We start from the raw sequence: 15,373 nt of genomic DNA on the forward strand, positions 1-15,373 counted from the left end.
TTCAATTGCCGGACTTGTAGCGTTGGGCTGCAGCACTGCGGGAAAGGTTCGGTGCCATGACATGACGAGCCGCTACAAAGGCATGCCATTCGCCTGCGTCAGGTAGCGAAGGAATGGTGATCAACTCGCCCTGATCCAGACCGGCCAGCGCCGCATCGACCATCTCGCCTGCGTCCATGACCATTTCTGCCGGAATGCCACTGGCATCGATACCCGAGCGCTCCCAGATTTCGGTGCGGGTCACGCCCGGCAGCACGGCCTGGATCTGCACGCCGGTGCCTTCGAGTTCAGTGTTAAGCGATTGAGTCAGGCTCAGTACATAAGCTTTGCTGGCGCTGTAGGTAGCGTTGAAGCGTTCCGGAAACAACGCCACCACCGAGGCGATATTGATGATCGTGCCACGACCGGCCTTGGCGAAACTGGCAGCAGCAGCCGATGCCAGGCGGGTGACTGCGGTGATGTTCAACTGGATCAGGCGCTCCAATTGGTCCATATCGGCGTTGGCCAGCAGTCCGTCCGCTGCCACACCGGCGTTATTGACCAGCAGGCTGATGCTCGAATCACTGCGCAAGCGCTGTTCGAGTTTGAGCACGTCGTCCTTCTGTGTCAGATCGGCCTTGAGAACTTCAACCTGAACGCCATGGGCGTCACGCAACCGGCTCGCAGCACTTTCCAGACGGTCCTTGTCACGGGCAACCAGCAGCAGATCAAAACCACGCGCCGCCAGGCGCTGAGCGTAAATCGCACCGATACCGGACGATGCGCCGGTAACGAGAGCAGTACCTTGGGATTGGGCGGAACTCATGAGAATGCTCCTGGAACGCTTGATGGAGGAAGTTGCCGATGAGCCACGTTGGCTCGACGCACCGGCAAATTATTATAGGCATAATCCAAACGCAATATGATAGCCGTAATTTTAAAGTGGCCGACGGCTGCCCTCTCCACCAACACTAGCGGCCATACGCTGCGCAAGTAAAAAAGGCCGGTCAATGACCGGCCCCCTTGGCGTTGAACACTTAGCTTAGTTGACTTCCAGCTTGTCGCGATTGCGATCCAGAATCGCCTTGCCAATACCCTTCACTTCCAGCAACTCATCCACCGATGCAAAAGGCCCGTTTGTTTCACGATAAGCAACAATCGCTTTGGCCTTGGCCTCACCAACTCCCGCCAGCTCCTTTTGCAGCGTTGCCGCGTCGGCATCGTTAAGATCGATTTTTGCACTCAGGGAAGGTGCCGCGGTATCCATCACCAAAGGCGCCTTGGGCGACTCCGCTGGCGCAACAGGTGCGGCAATAGCGGCGATCGAGGCGCTGGTAAGGAAAGCGAAAATCAGAGAGTAGAAGTAACCGGTACGCATTAGTGACGCTCCATCATCGTTTGAGAAAGCAGCTTTTCCGAAGCTGCTCTCCAAACGTAGGTCATGCTGGAGCTATGTCAAAAATGCGTGCGTTACAGGATGTGAAACAATCAGGGTTCGAGACGGCGTTGCTGATAGATCCAATCGACGATCTCGCCGTCCGGCATATAGCCGCTGACCGTTTCGCGCAGCAGTTGACGGACCCGCGCATAATCATCGCGTTCCACGGCCAGAAGCAATTCGCTCAAGCGGGTTTTCAGCACATCCCACGGCAGGTGGTCTTCGCTCGCCGTCATGATCATCGGGTGCTGGGTGGCGGCCACGTTGTCGCCGATCAACAGCTCTTCGTAGAGCTTTTCGCCGGGGCGCAGCCCGGTGAACTCGATGGAAATATCGCCCTGCGGATTGCGTTCGGAGCGAATGCTCAAGCCGGACAGGTGGATCATTTTTTCTGCCAGCTCGACGATTTTCACCGGTTCGCCCATGTCCAGCACAAACACATCCCCGCCCTGCCCCATGGAGCCGGCCTGGATCACCAATTGGGCGGCCTCGGGGATGGTCATGAAATAGCGGGTGATTTTCGGGTGAGTGACCGTCAGCGGGCCACCGGACTTGATCTGACTGTGGAACAGCGGAATCACTGAACCCGAGGAACCGAGAACATTGCCGAAACGCACCATGGTGAACCGGGTCTTGTTGACCCGCGACACGTTGGCACTGTCACCAAACAATACCGGTGCACTTTCACAGCTGAGGGCCTGCAGCGTCAACTCGGCCAGACGCTTGGTACTGCCCATGATGTTCGTCGGGCGCACGGCTTTATCGGTGGAGATAAGCACGAAATTCGACACGCCCGACTGCAATGCCGCCTGCGCTGTATTGAGCGTGCCGATCACGTTGTTCAGTACACCTTCAGCAATATTGTGCTCAACCATCGGCACATGCTTATAGGCTGCTGCGTGATACACGGTGTCGACTTTCCAGGTTTTCATCACATCGAGCAGTTTGTCTTGATGACGAATGGAACCGAGGATAGGCAACAGACGTACCGGAACCGACTGCCGGCAACCCCGTTGTTCGAGTTCGGAGAGAATGCTGTAGAGATTGAATTCGCTATGTTCGAACAACACGAGCGTGGTCGGCCCCAGAGTGAAGATCTGTCGGCACAACTCCGAGCCGATCGAACCACCAGCGCCTGTGACCATCACCACTTTGCCATTGATGCAACGCGCCAACAGGTCCGGTTGGGCCGGTACGGCGTCACGCCCGAGCAAGTCGGCGATATCCACTTCCTGGATATCCTCGACCTTGACGCGACCACTGGCCAGATCGGTGAAATTCGGCACACTGCGCACGTGCAGCGGAAAACCCTCGAGCAGGTTGAGGATTTCCCGGCGCCTGGCGCGGGTCGACGACGGCAGCGCGAGGAGTATCTCCTGGGCACCGGTGACATCGATCATATGTTGAATGTGCTTGGGTTTGTAGACCTGAAGCCCGGAAATCGAACGATCGGAAATGCCCGGATCATCATCGATAAAGGCCACCGGACGCATCACGCGCCCCATGCGCAAAGCGGCAACCAGCTGATTGCCGGCGACACCGGCACCGTACACGGCGACCTTGGTCAAACCGTCATCGCGGCTGGTAAACGGTACGTGTTGAGCTGCGGTAAACCAGTCGCCCATGAAAAACTGGCGCATGCACAGGCGCAGGCCGCCGATGATCATCATGCTCAACCACCAGTAGTTGAAGATGATCGAGCGCGGCACTACGGCTTCGTGATTGCTGTACCAGTAAACGACGACCGCCAGAATCAGCGAGGACAGGCTGACCGCCTTGACGATGGCAATCAGGGCGTCGTTACCAAAGTAACGCATCACGGCCCGGTACATGCCAAAGCGAATAAAGAGTGGAATGGCGATGACAGGGGCGAATGCAAAGAGCCAGATGTGAGCCTTCAAGGGGTTGTACATGTCATCGATGCCGAGGCGCACGATGAACGACATCCAGAGAGCAACCCAGACCAGGACGACGTCGGTAGCCACCTGCAGCAAACGTTTTTGCTTACGAGGCAAGCCCAGCAAGACAGTCCGCACTTTATCCATTCAGCCGCTCGAGCACGTGGCTCCCTCCTTAAACAGTCGACGACCAGCATTGTAACCTCATGCTGGCGTCTTCATCTGAATAATTGGCCCCAGAAAAGGTGAATTGGTTCTCGGAGTAAACGCGGCGACCCTATAGAATTTCACCATTGCCTTTTCGCAACCCCGATGAATCAGGAATTAATCAGACAATGATCCCAGTAGTTGTACTCGGCGACTCTCACGCATCGGTATTCAACTCCGAAATACTGAAAGCACTGCTTCCCGAATACACGTTCGAAGTGACTTCGGTAGGAGGGGCAACCGTTTCTGGATTAAAAAATCCAAACGCCCTAACTCAGGCCATGCCACAGTTCAAAGCAGCGCTGGAGGCGACAACGGCCAAAACGGCGATCGTAATGCTGGGCGAGGTCGACACCGGTTTTGTGATTTGGTATCGAGCGCAAAAGCACGGCAACGCTGTATCGCAAATGTTGCAATTGGCAGTTGATAACTATCAGAAACTTCTTCAGGACATTAAACAGACCCATCATGTGATCTGCATCAGCACTCCCCTCCCCACCATTCGAGATGGAATGGATTGGGGCGAAGTTGCCAACTTGCGTAAGGAGGTGCAGGCCACTCTCGCTGAAAGAACCCGGTTGACTATTGAGTTCAATAGTCTGATGGAGGTTTTTTGCGTCCATCAGGGCATCAGTCATATAAACATGGACAGTCTGTCGCTGGACGCAACGGGAAGTCTCAAAGAAACGCTTCGAAACACCGATCCGAGCGACCATCACTACGATCCCTCTGCCCACTCGCTAATGATTGCACCGCTGCTGGCGCCGGTGCTCGAACGTTACGCGCATTCGGATCAATCAAGCGGTGTAACCCAGCCTGTCGAAGAACATCTCGCAAAGAGCAAACCGACGCTCTTGGGCAGGCTGGTGGAGCGTTACTTTCGCCGCAGGTGAGGTGACCCTGTCAGGCGTTGTTCCATACGCCTTGCGGAGAACCCGTGCGAATGTAATCGGCAAATGGGTCGCTGCCCGGGATTTCCACACCATGTTGTTCGGCATATACATCGGGCTGGAAGTCTGAGCGAGGCGACTGCGGGTTTATGCCGCTGGCCCATGCGCGAACATACAATCGCGCGTCTCGCTGACTGCTGTCGAGCAAGCCCGAGTCCGAAATCAATTGAACATCACGTTTTTCCTGTTGAGCGCGTACAGCGGCTTTAACACCGACAGACTCAAGTTCCGCAACATACCTGTCCATATCGAAGTAGATTTTCGATGCTGCATGACTCTTGGCGACTGCCTCTTCATACAGTTCACTGGAGTCGGCCAATGCGAAAATTTTTCGCACGGCGCTGTCAACATCAAGATAATCAGCGATACAGGAATCGCGCAGGCCGCCAAATGAAAGGAAGTCAGATATGCCTGTCGCTTTGTCGAAGCAGAGCACTGGCAATCGCGCATCGAAAGCATCAATGGCGACGTTCGGCAACGGGTCCAATCGAGACGAGATAAACAACAGGTCAGCTTCTTCATAAGCCGTTGCAATAGCGGACGTCTCGTCCAGCATCACGAAGCGATCCCCCAGCCCCGAACGCTTGATCTGATCGGCGAGATAAACCGAATAGCCATCTTCTACATCGGGGTTAAAGCCTTTACCGATCCAGACAAAACGAAACTTCTCCCCACCGGGAGTCAGCATGGCTTTGATCGCGCATTGAATGAAGATGTCGGCGCCTTTTCGGAAATTGACATAGCCAGCGCCGAGAATTACGAACTTCCTCTCAGTATCGGTGGCAGGCCGCATCTTGCCGCGCAAGTAATCAGACTCCAATTGCTGCCTTTCCTGTTCGACAACTGGTGCGGGCAGCGCACAATGTCCCTGAGGAATAATGTGGGCGCTCAGAGGTTTCAGGGCCGGACATAAATCTTTGGCACTCTCCCAAGTAATATCCGCGGAAAACACCAGGTCGCTAGACCACAACTTGGCATCTGAAAACAGAGCGGCGGAATTGGGGTATGCGGACGCAAATTCATGGATCAACGGAATAGCGGGCACGAAATGCCGGGCCAGTGGCTCCAGAACCACGCGGCACTCCATGCTGTTAACCAGTGCGAACTTGAAATTGAAGTCGCTGCACAGTTTTTCAATGGCGAACTGTGTGTAGGGAAGATTGTTTTTCAGTCGCGGGCTCGCCATTGTCGCAACCGCTGCATCTTCGAAGTCCTCAAGAAGCGGGCCATTGCCGAGCAAAAGCGCGACTACGTTGTAACTGGCGGATAAACGCTGCACCAGGTTAAGGGCAAGTATCGGCGCACCTGATCGGGATGCTTCGTGACTGACGACCATGACCGTTTCTCGCGAAGGATCGAACTGACGACTGTCGGACATTTTGATTCTGGGCAGCGTCACGATACGCCAGCTTTCCTGAAAACCATGATTCAGGTAATGGGCAATCGGATCAATTGCCGTACCGAGATCCGGATTCATTTTCAGATAGAGCGCCGCGTCAAAATTGTCTGGCAGCCTGCGCGTGTGATGTTCAATCTGAACGACCGCCGGCGGCTCAACCACAGGGGCTCCAACGATAACTGGCTCAGCGGGTGACTTTGGCTGGGGCAACCTGGAGATCTCAACGCTTTCTGATCGTTGGACAAAGAGCCGGGACAGCTTCGAGAAAAAACTATTGCGAGCCAAAATCTATTCCTTCTAATTAAGCAGTTTCAAGGGATCGAGTGCTTCTCCACCTTTGATGAACGGTGCAGTGTTTCCCAGCCTCTCACCTATCTCGAACCATAAATGTACACAAACCGAAATGTGTCATGCGCCACCTGATTTCGCAGTCCGTGATACAGACGGGCAATAATCTATCTGGGTGGAGCATGATACACATCCTGGCCGGTTTTCCGACACTTGCGCAGCAGCCGTAATCGGCGATGGGCGGCAGGGAGCGCACAGGACGATGCGACCTGCCCAACTACTTAAGATCGCTCAAGTTCGCCCGCTCGATACTTAACCGCCAGCCAGACAAGTGGCAAGTACGCCACAACCAAGCCAAATGCACCGTCCACTTTCCAGTAGCTCACGCAGAGCGCAATCGGCAGCAGCCAGAACACATTGATCAGCCCGACTGCCACAGTCACGGGCAGGTGCTTGCCAAACTGTCGGGACGCAAACTGATAGCCGTGGCTGCGATGCGCTTCGTAGACTTTATCGCCGCGCAACAATCGACGCATCAACGTGAACGTTGCATCAACGATGAACACGCCAAGCAGTATCAGCCAGACCCACAGCAAACCGGGATCAGTCCATGCCGCCTGCAGCGACAACACGCCAAGAATGATACCGAGGAAGCCACTGCCCGCATCGCCCATGAAAATTTTTGCCGGGGGAAAGTTCCAGCACAGAAAACCGGCAGCGCATACCGCCAGTAACGCAGGTGGCCATAACAGTTGCGGGAAGCCACTGAGCCAGTAAATCAGACAGGCACCAGCGCATGTCGTGACGGCTTCGACACCGGCAATACCGTCGATACCATCCATGAAGTTGTAGAGATTCAGCATCCAGACCAGATAAAACAGCGCGAGAAAATGTCCGAGCCATCCCAGATCAACGCTGACACCGGCAATCACCAACGGCGATAGCCCACCCACCCAATAAACGCCCCAAGCGGCGGCAGAAAAATGCGCCAGCAGGCGCCAGCGGGCGGCAATGTGACCGTGATCATCCAGAAAACCGATAACCGCCGTGATACTGCCGGCGCCGACCAAGGCAATCAACGCATCCTTGGTCGTCAGCCCGACAGCGAACAAAACGCACATGGCGAAGATAAAGGTCAGGACGATGGCCACACCGCCACCACGCGGTGTTGGGATCGAGTGGGAACTGCGCTGATTGGGAATATCGATCAGGCTGCGCGAAATTGCATAACGACGTAAAAAACCCGTGAGTGCGAACGACAGGATCGCAACAATCAGAACTAGCCACCAGTCATTCATTTTTTTCGAGCATCCAGGAATGGTTTTACTGTGGCGTCAAGAGCCCGCGGAAAACTGACCGGCGGAACCCAGCCCAACAGACGTTGATTCTTACTGATATCGACTTCCAGAGAACCAAAGATGCGCTGTGCGACGGCCTCTTTACCCAATAGTTTCGCCGCAGCGCTCATCAGGCTCACCGGCAACGGTATTAACAGAGAGGGCTTATGCAGCGCAGCAGACAGACTGCGTAACAGCTCGGTTGTCGAGACGTCATGCCCGTCGCTGACCAGAAATGTCTGATTAGCCGCCGAAGGGTGTCTCATACACGTCTCGATCAAATCCACCAGATTATCCAGACTGACCAGGCTGCGCTTGTTATGCACCGCACCAAACGGCAACGGCACTGCGCGTTGTACCCAGCGAATCATGGTGAGGAAGTTGGCTTTGACGCCCGCGCCATACACCAGAACGGGCCGGATGATGACCACTTCCATTCCGGTAGCGATTGCGAGCGCCTTTAAGCCAAGTTCGGCCTCAAGTTTGGAAATGCCATAAGGGTCGAGGGGCGCGGGCGTGTCATCTGCTGTAAACGCAATGCCAGGCGAAGTTGATTCGCCATTGACCTTGATCGAGCTGATGTAGATGAAGCGCTTCACGCCTGCACTTGCAGCCTGCCGGGCCAGATTCAATGTGGCATCGACATTTACCCTGCGAAACTCGGTCAGCGGATCAGCAGCGGATTCATCCATGACGTGAACCCGTGCAGCTGAATGTACCACCACATCAACCTGATCAAGCGCATCTCGCCAATCGACATCAGTCGTCAGATCCGCAAACAGGAAACGTCGAATGGATGGGGGGAGATCGCTACATTCCTTGCGCAACGCGGCAATCAGGGAATACTGCCCGCTGGTATCCAGGTGTCGCAGCAAGGCACCACCCAAAAAGCCTGAACCGCCGGAGACAAGTACCGTTTCAACTTTCATTGTTCAGGCTCGGTAACGAATATTGACGCTTGAAATTGCATCACGACTACTGACCATCAAATTATCCAAAAGAGGATTGGACCCCGCTGCAAACAGCGAGGCCAAACTACACGCCAGTGGAAACCGTGATGCCTGAAAGGACAAGCCCGTGACACTGATCGTCGCGATATGAATCAGCCGAGTTTCGCGGCAACCCGCTGGGCCAGATCTCGCGCATAACGACGAAGCTCTGGAACAGCCGTGGCTTCCCAGAACTGCGCCTTGAGCATTGGCCCGACGTAGCTCAGCCAACTGACAGGGGCGCCGTGCTCATCCTGAACGGAAAGCGCCTCATCGACGCAAACGCCCAGGCCGAGTTTATCCAATCGAATCAGCCCCGACTGCCGCAATTGCACGATCAAGCGATCATCGACACGCGCCAGATTGGAATTCGGCCCGGTGCAATTGATGATATGCGAAACATCCAGAGACTCTACCGCCGCAGTACCACGCAGCCCGACTTGAACGCGCAAACCATTGGGCAACACTTCGATGTCCTGGATTCTGCCCGCCATCGGCTTCAGCCTGCCCAGCTCCAACTGCGCGGAAAACGCCGCATACGAAGCCGGTGCAACTCTGTGGCGATGGGCGTCCCAATACACTTGGACGTGACGCAGGAAACGTCGGCGTTCGGTCTCGCTCAAACGCTCCCACAGTTGTGCAGTGACTGGACGCACGGCGGCAATGACATCACGCCAGTCGACGCCATCCTTAGCGGCAACACGAACCAATGAGCGCATGTGGCGCAGATAGCTGCGCACGCTCGGAGCGGAGGCAAGAAGCGTTTGAACCACCTCACCGGCAATGCTATCGACATGTCCCGAAGTACGATGGGGCAACGGCTGAACGCCTCGCCGCGAAAGCATGTACACCGGCCCGGTGTGCCCTTGTTGATCCAGGGTCAGGGCCACATCCAGCGCAGTCAATCCTGCGCCCAGCAACAGAACCGGAGCCTGCGGGTCGATCGGCACCTCGATTTCTCCCGACCACGGATCAGCGATATAGCGCCCTGCGGCACGGGGAATGGACGTGATAGCCGGGTTGAACGGTGAAAAGTTACCGAACGCGAGAATCACATGATCGGCCAGTATTTCCCGGCCATCAGCAATACGTATCCGGGCTTTTCCGTTCTCCGCTTCGATGCTGTGAGCTTCGGTGGTGATCCGCTCGAAACTGACGCCATCACGGCACTGATGTTCAGCCTCGGCGAGCAGTCCCGAGAGGTATTCGCCGTAGAGCTTGCGAGGAACAAAAGTCCCCGCCGCAGTACCCGGCAAACGGCTTTCGCAAAAACGCAGAAAATGATCAGGCTGATCAACCAGCGCCGTCATGTTCCCCGCTGGCACATTAAGCAAGTGCCGCGAACTGTTGGTTCCGTAAGCCAGACCACGGGCCATTTCACCGGAACGGTTGAGCAACACCACTCGAGTGCCAGGTTTGCACACCTGGAGGAATTGAACAGCGGTTACCGCGCCACTGAATCCGGCACCAATGATGACCAGAGTCTTCAACGTTCGATCCGCCCGACCAGATACTGCATAATCTTCTCGACAGATACGGACACATCTTCTTCAAGTGTGTTGATCGTGATATCCGGGTTCAACGGAGGCTCGTACAACGAGTCGATACCGGTGAAATTCTTGATCATGCCCGAGCGGGCCTTGCCATACAGACCCTTCGGGTCGCGGCGCTCGCACTCAGGTAACGGCGTACTGATGTAGACCTCAACGAAGAACTCGTCACCGATCACTTTCCTGGCCAATGCCCGGTCAAGGCGAAACGGCGAAATGAAGGCGCTGACGACGATCAGGCCAGCGTCAACGAACAGCTTGCCTACTTCAGCGATCCGGCGGATGTTTTCCGCCCGATCATGATCATTGAACCCGAGATCATTGCACAGACCGAGACGCATGTTGTCTCCGTCCAGCAAGTAGGTATGACGATTATTCTCAAGCAGTGCCTGCTCTAGAGCGTTGGCGATCGTCGATTTGCCGGCGCCGCTAAGCCCGGTAAACCAAAGAACCACAGGGCGCTGCTGTTTAAGAGCGCTCCGCTGCTCCCGGTCGACGACCATCTGATGAGCGACAAGATTTTCCGTCATCGAAACTACACCGCAGTTATATACACATTGACTTAAATCAGGCTTTCCAACGCTGTCAGAAATTAGATCTGCGAGCATTGAACCCAAGTTCGTAATTAAGCGTGAAGAATAGACCCAGCGTCTGCCGGCGCCAAGAAAAACCTCTACACCGGAACAATAGCCGACGCTGTTACTTGGATAACGTCCATCTCTGTAACAACTCATTTACATAAACAGCAACGGATTTTGGAGGCGTGGAATTCGACGACAGCTTTGCCAATAAACCCTCCTCGGCAAGCAGACGTTTCAATGCGCTTTCAAGGCTCAACACGCTGCCTGGTTCAAACAGCAATCCATTGAAATCATGGGTCACGGCCTCAGCGATTCCGGGTACATCGGAAGCCACAACCGGGCAACCGGCAGCCTGTGCCGAATAGACGACCAGTGGCGTATTTTCATTCCAGACAGATGGCACTATCAGTGCGTCCAGCCCACCCAATACATCGAATATGTCTTCGTTGGCGAAAGTGCCGCAAAACGTAACGGCTTCATTGCCATCCGCCAGCCGATGCAAGCCGGCTACATAGTCGGGAAATTCCGTCTGCTTGCCGTAAATTCTCAGTCGCACATCGCGTGAAGAAAACTGCTGCAACGCCTCCAAAAGCACATGGCAGCCTTTGTGTGAAGCGAGCGTACCAATGAATCCCAAGACCAATGGGCGCTCACGCCGCGCTCGATCTCGCACCACAACTGGCTGATCAAGATTGATGCCGTAGGACGACTTGACCACGATATCTGGGCGCACGCCATTACGGGTCAGCAGCGTTTCGATCATCTGGTTGGGGGCGATGATGCCCTGGAGCATATTCAGCCGCCCGACATTACGCTCAAGACGACCATGCAATGCGCGCACCTCGCGGACCAGGGAACCCGCTGGCAGCCGAGGCGAGCGAGCAATGCGCACGAGCAAATCGCTGATGACATCCGGAACCGCGGTCGCCAGCCTGCCAATGCGCTCAGGCAACTGACTTGCAGCAAAATGCACGACACAGTTCCCCGCATCCGTACTTGGCCCCGCACATGCCCGCCCGCCACAACGCAGCAACTGCCCGGTAGGACAAATACTCCAGAAGTCGGTTGGCGTGTAATACGCAGGCACACCGGCAGCGACCGCTTTTTCGATCAGGCCGGTGCCGAGACGATTGAGGTGAAAGAAATGCACGACATCCGGCTTGAACTCTTCCAGCAAATGCCCGAAAAAGTCAGCGGCCAGATGGTTGTCATAACCGATCTCGATTTTTGAAGTTTGATCGCCCATGGGCACATAGGCGTGCCGAAAACGATCAACCAGAATCGAGTCGTAACTATATTGATCGAAGCGCTCACTGTCCGCGAGCGCTTCGGTAGCCGGATAGCCCGTAAAAATCCTGACCTCATGGCCAAGGGTTTTCAATACGCGGGCAACGGACAGCGTCAAAACCTCAGTACCCGCAGAAAACTCCGGGAAAAACTGATGAACCGTGAGCAGAACCTTCATTTGCAACCAACGCTGACACCGAGCAGACGGTAACTCACCCGACCACCCTCACTTCTGCTGTTCGTTCTTGGCCCACTCGAAAGTTCGCACGATCCCTTCCTTCATCGAAACCTTGGGCTCCCAGCCCAGTTCGTCGCGCGCCAGATCGTTGCTCAGCACACTCACTGGCACATCGAAAGAACGGCCAGGCTTGTAGTTACGGGCAACCGGCTCACCGCTGACTTCTTCGATCATCGACATGAGACTGTTCAGGCTGGTACCCACGCCGGAACTGATATTGAAGACACTGGCGCTACCCGAGTAGGTAGCCGCCTTGGCGAACGCCTCGGCCACATCGCTGACATGCAGGAAATCGCGCTCGACGCTACCATCACCCCAAATCTCGATCGGCAAGCCCTTCAGAACGTTATGGATGAACACACCCACCGCGCCCTGCGCAGTCTCCACGCGCTGACGCTCGCCGTAAGGGTTGGCGACCCGCAGAACGACAGGCTTGATGCCATACAGATGGTTGTACATTTGCAGATATTTCTCGATGGTCAGCTTGGTGATGCCATAAGAAACTTCTGGATCTGTCGGGTGTTTTTCATCGATCGGCAGGTACTTCGGAGCGCCATAGACAGTGCCTCCGGAAGAAATGAAAACGATTCTGCCAACCTTGTGCGCAACCATTGCATTGAGCAGCTGCAAACTTGCAACGACATTGCTCTGGACATCGTAGACCGGATCTTCATTCGAGCTTTTCGGCAGCGTGGTGGAGACCAGATGAAAAACAACATCGGCACCTTCTACTGCCTTGTTTATATCACTGGTGGACGACAAATCGCCTGTCATCCATTCGACACATTCATGAGATAAAAACTTACGATATTCAACTACGCGAGGACGCTCAAAAACTCGAATTGAATGACCATCTAACAACAAGCGATCAACAATTGTTGATCCGATAAAACCACCACCACCAAATACTGTAATTTTCATAAAAACTCTCGACTGACATCGAAAAAATGACAAAAAAATTGACGTTAATCAGCCAATAAAAATGACAAAAAAATTAACACAAAAGCGACAAAGCGTCAAGAAACCAACACTTTCAACTTTTGCGCAACCTTTTTAATCAATGGGTTTTTCAGCAAGTATTTAGTAAATGGATATTGGCGAACTTGTGAAATTAACAACCGTAGAATTCCGGACTTGACTGGAACCTCGGTCTGCGCATCATTTGTCAGGCAATGCGTAGAGTAGAGATAATCCAGATAAGATGTCACACGACGGTTCTCCAGCGCAGTCGTCGCCAGCTCTCTCGCGAGCCCTGCCGCCATGAACGGTTGGGGTGACTGCGCCCTGTTGGCTTGAGCCTCATCCAAGATCTGCAACCACTGACGATTGGTCGCGGCTGCAGTGTAATGAGCCTCGATCAACTGCCGGCACGCCTGCGCCTTTCGCTCACGCATCGCCGGATCTTTCGACAGCACCTTCAATACGTCAACATAGCGACTGACCTCGTCTTCGCCGTGCGGGACCAGATACCCGGTTTCCTCCCCCACCAGCTCATCCTGTCCACCAACATCGGCGACCACCGGCACAACGCCTGCAGCCATTGACTCAAGAAGAGCGACCGAGATTCCCTCGTATTCCGAAGGCATTAGCAACACATCGGAAATCGCCAGCAATGAGAGCCACTCAGCATGCGGTTTCGCACCAATTACATGAACTTCTGCACCCAAGCCATACTGCTTGATTGATGCCTCGAACGCGGGACGTAATTCGCCCTCACCGATGATCAATGCATTGAAGCGAATGCCAGCCTGTTTCAAACCGTTGAGGATTTCAGCCAGCTTCAGCGGTCGCTTCTGGTCACACATGCGCCCCGCAAAAATGATGGTAAAGGCCTGTTCATCAAGGCCTAGACCACGCTGTTTTTCAGCTCGCTGAGTTTGCGAAAGCGATACCGGGTGCGATTTGATTCCCGTGTACATGACACGAACTTTCCCGGCATCAGCATTGCGCTCCACCATCCACTCGGACAGATGGCGAGTACTGACCACGTTCATGTCCAGCGCATCCTGATAACCGACGCCAAATCGCGGATGCCCGCCGTTGAGCCAATGCATTTCCTCGGTATGACTCAAGTCCAGGAACGTCGTCGCTGGCGCCTGCGTGCGCAAGTAAGGAAGAAGCTGATAACCCAGCGTACTCCCGGCTACCAATACAGTGTCGATCTGTCTGGAGGCAATGAGATACAAGAGGAACCTTGGAAAATCTGACAGCGAAAGAATATTCGGCAGAATGAAGATATCCGCCGTCCACTCCGCAAACTTGTCCTGCCACCGATGATCAGCCTCAAGGGTAGCGCATACCGTTACATCGGCGCCGCCCGCAACGAGCCCTTGAATGAGATCAATATTGACGCGATCAGCCCCGCCCTCAACCATCCACGGCAGTAAAAACATGACCCTTCTACCGCGCACGTTGCCTTTCAGCGGATTATTGAATACAACGCCCTCGGGCAATGTTTCATAGGCAGAGGGATAACGACGCTGAGGGCTAGGAACAGGCTTGAGCGGCAGTGAGGGTGAATCGTCAAGGTCTTGTCGCGACGATACTTTGCTAAAGGTCTGCAGAAACTCTGCAATGGTAAAACCCCAATGACCCGCATCCGCCAGGCGAGCGAGAAACGATGTTGGATCTCTGCCGTCGACGAGAGGCGCTACTTCTTCAGACATCTGCAAGATGACCGACTTGCGAACCACAATGCCTCTGACTTTGGGATGAGGGTGCTCGAGGTAATATTTGCCTTGACTCAAGCTGTGCCGTACTGGCACGCGCTGCTCTCCCGTTATCGTGCCGAAGGAGTTGCAAAAAGCGAACTCAGGGTTGGACTCTAGAAACCAGATACCCTTCTCGATAAATGTCGGATCAAACGCTGTTGCTGCATCAGCCAGAACTACATATTCAGGAAATGCCCAAACGTCATTCGCATAAGAGCACTCTGTACGATCAAGTACCTGCACACGCTTATCAACGGCTATAGCTTGCAAGAACTCATCGGCAAATTGCGGCGCCGTGCCACCTTCAAAGCAAATCAGCCATTTCCAGGACTGGAATGTCTGCCCCAGAAGGGATCGATACAGATTCGAAAAATCGGTGAGCGTAGCGCTCGCACTGCTGACGACAAGGACGTCAGCTTGCTGAGGACCACCACTCGATCCATTTATCGGTTCGTATCGATTCGCCATTTCAACCGGATCGGCGCTTGGAAGAGCATCAATCTGCGCAGAGTTCGACATAA

The 15,373-nt window shown here is 54.6% G+C and carries 12 protein-coding genes; 1 reads left to right on the forward strand and 11 read right to left on the reverse strand.

Annotated features, from left to right (window positions below; translation table 11 throughout):
* Position 1: 1 nt before the first annotated feature.
* From PMI23_RS08040 to PMI23_RS08050, 3 genes are all read right to left on the reverse strand, one after another.
* Positions 2-805, reverse strand: coding sequence for an SDR family NAD(P)-dependent oxidoreductase (locus PMI23_RS08040; RefSeq protein WP_007908497.1), 804 nt, complete (start codon positions 803-805; stop codon positions 2-4).
* 216 nt (positions 806-1,021) lie between these two features.
* On the reverse strand, positions 1,022-1,357 hold the full coding sequence (locus PMI23_RS08045; protein ID WP_007908495.1) for a ComEA family DNA-binding protein: 336 nt from the start codon (positions 1,355-1,357) through the stop codon (positions 1,022-1,024).
* Positions 1,358-1,467: 110 nt separating this feature from the next.
* Positions 1,468-3,462 carry a polysaccharide biosynthesis protein gene (locus PMI23_RS08050; protein ID WP_007908494.1) on the reverse strand — a complete coding sequence of 665 codons (1,995 nt, stop codon included), beginning with the start codon at positions 3,460-3,462 and terminating at the stop codon, positions 1,468-1,470.
* 188 nt (positions 3,463-3,650) lie between these two features.
* Between PMI23_RS08050 and PMI23_RS08055 the strand changes: the two genes are divergently transcribed.
* The gene (locus PMI23_RS08055) at positions 3,651-4,415 is read left to right on the forward strand and encodes an SGNH/GDSL hydrolase family protein (RefSeq protein ID WP_007908493.1); all 765 of its coding nucleotides are present in this window, start codon (positions 3,651-3,653) and stop codon (positions 4,413-4,415) included.
* Between the two features lie 10 nt (positions 4,416-4,425).
* On the opposite strand, the gene PMI23_RS08060 is transcribed toward PMI23_RS08055, so the two are convergent.
* The 8 genes from PMI23_RS08060 to PMI23_RS08095 all read right to left on the reverse strand — a co-directional run bounded on the left by PMI23_RS08060 (position 4,426) and on the right by PMI23_RS08095 (position 15,371).
* Complete coding sequence (locus PMI23_RS08060) at positions 4,426-6,033, reverse strand: glycosyltransferase (RefSeq protein ID WP_007908492.1); 1,608 nt, start codon at positions 6,031-6,033, stop codon at positions 4,426-4,428.
* Positions 6,034-6,440: 407 nt separating this feature from the next.
* Complete coding sequence (locus PMI23_RS08065) at positions 6,441-7,457, reverse strand: MraY family glycosyltransferase (protein WP_007908490.1); 1,017 nt, start codon at positions 7,455-7,457, stop codon at positions 6,441-6,443.
* On the reverse strand, positions 7,454-8,425 hold the full coding sequence (locus PMI23_RS08070) for a UDP-glucose 4-epimerase family protein (protein ID WP_007908488.1): 972 nt from the start codon (positions 8,423-8,425) through the stop codon (positions 7,454-7,456). The genes PMI23_RS08065 and PMI23_RS08070 overlap by 4 nt, the downstream gene beginning before the upstream one ends.
* A 173-nt stretch (positions 8,426-8,598) precedes the next feature.
* Complete coding sequence (locus tag PMI23_RS08075; protein WP_007908486.1) at positions 8,599-9,975, reverse strand: FAD/NAD(P)-binding protein; 1,377 nt, start codon at positions 9,973-9,975, stop codon at positions 8,599-8,601.
* A complete protein-coding gene (cysC, locus tag PMI23_RS08080) occupies positions 9,972-10,565 on the reverse strand; it encodes an adenylyl-sulfate kinase (RefSeq protein WP_007908485.1) in 594 nt (197 codons plus the stop codon). Before cysC ends, PMI23_RS08075 begins: the two co-directional genes overlap by 4 nt.
* A 169-nt stretch (positions 10,566-10,734) precedes the next feature.
* Positions 10,735-12,081 carry a glycosyltransferase gene (locus PMI23_RS08085; RefSeq protein ID WP_007908484.1) on the reverse strand — a complete coding sequence of 449 codons (1,347 nt, stop codon included), beginning with the start codon at positions 12,079-12,081 and terminating at the stop codon, positions 10,735-10,737.
* Between the two features lie 48 nt (positions 12,082-12,129).
* Complete coding sequence (locus tag PMI23_RS08090) at positions 12,130-13,062, reverse strand: NAD-dependent epimerase/dehydratase family protein (protein WP_007908483.1); 933 nt, start codon at positions 13,060-13,062, stop codon at positions 12,130-12,132.
* A gap of 95 nt (positions 13,063-13,157) precedes the next feature.
* Complete coding sequence (locus PMI23_RS08095; RefSeq protein ID WP_238539522.1) at positions 13,158-15,371, reverse strand: glycosyltransferase; 2,214 nt, start codon at positions 15,369-15,371, stop codon at positions 13,158-13,160.
* Between the last annotated feature and the right edge of the window lie 2 nt (positions 15,372-15,373).

Origin of the sequence: Pseudomonas sp. GM24, from assembly GCF_000282235.1 — a bacterium.
Taxonomy (GTDB): Bacteria; Pseudomonadota; Gammaproteobacteria; order Pseudomonadales; family Pseudomonadaceae; genus Aquipseudomonas.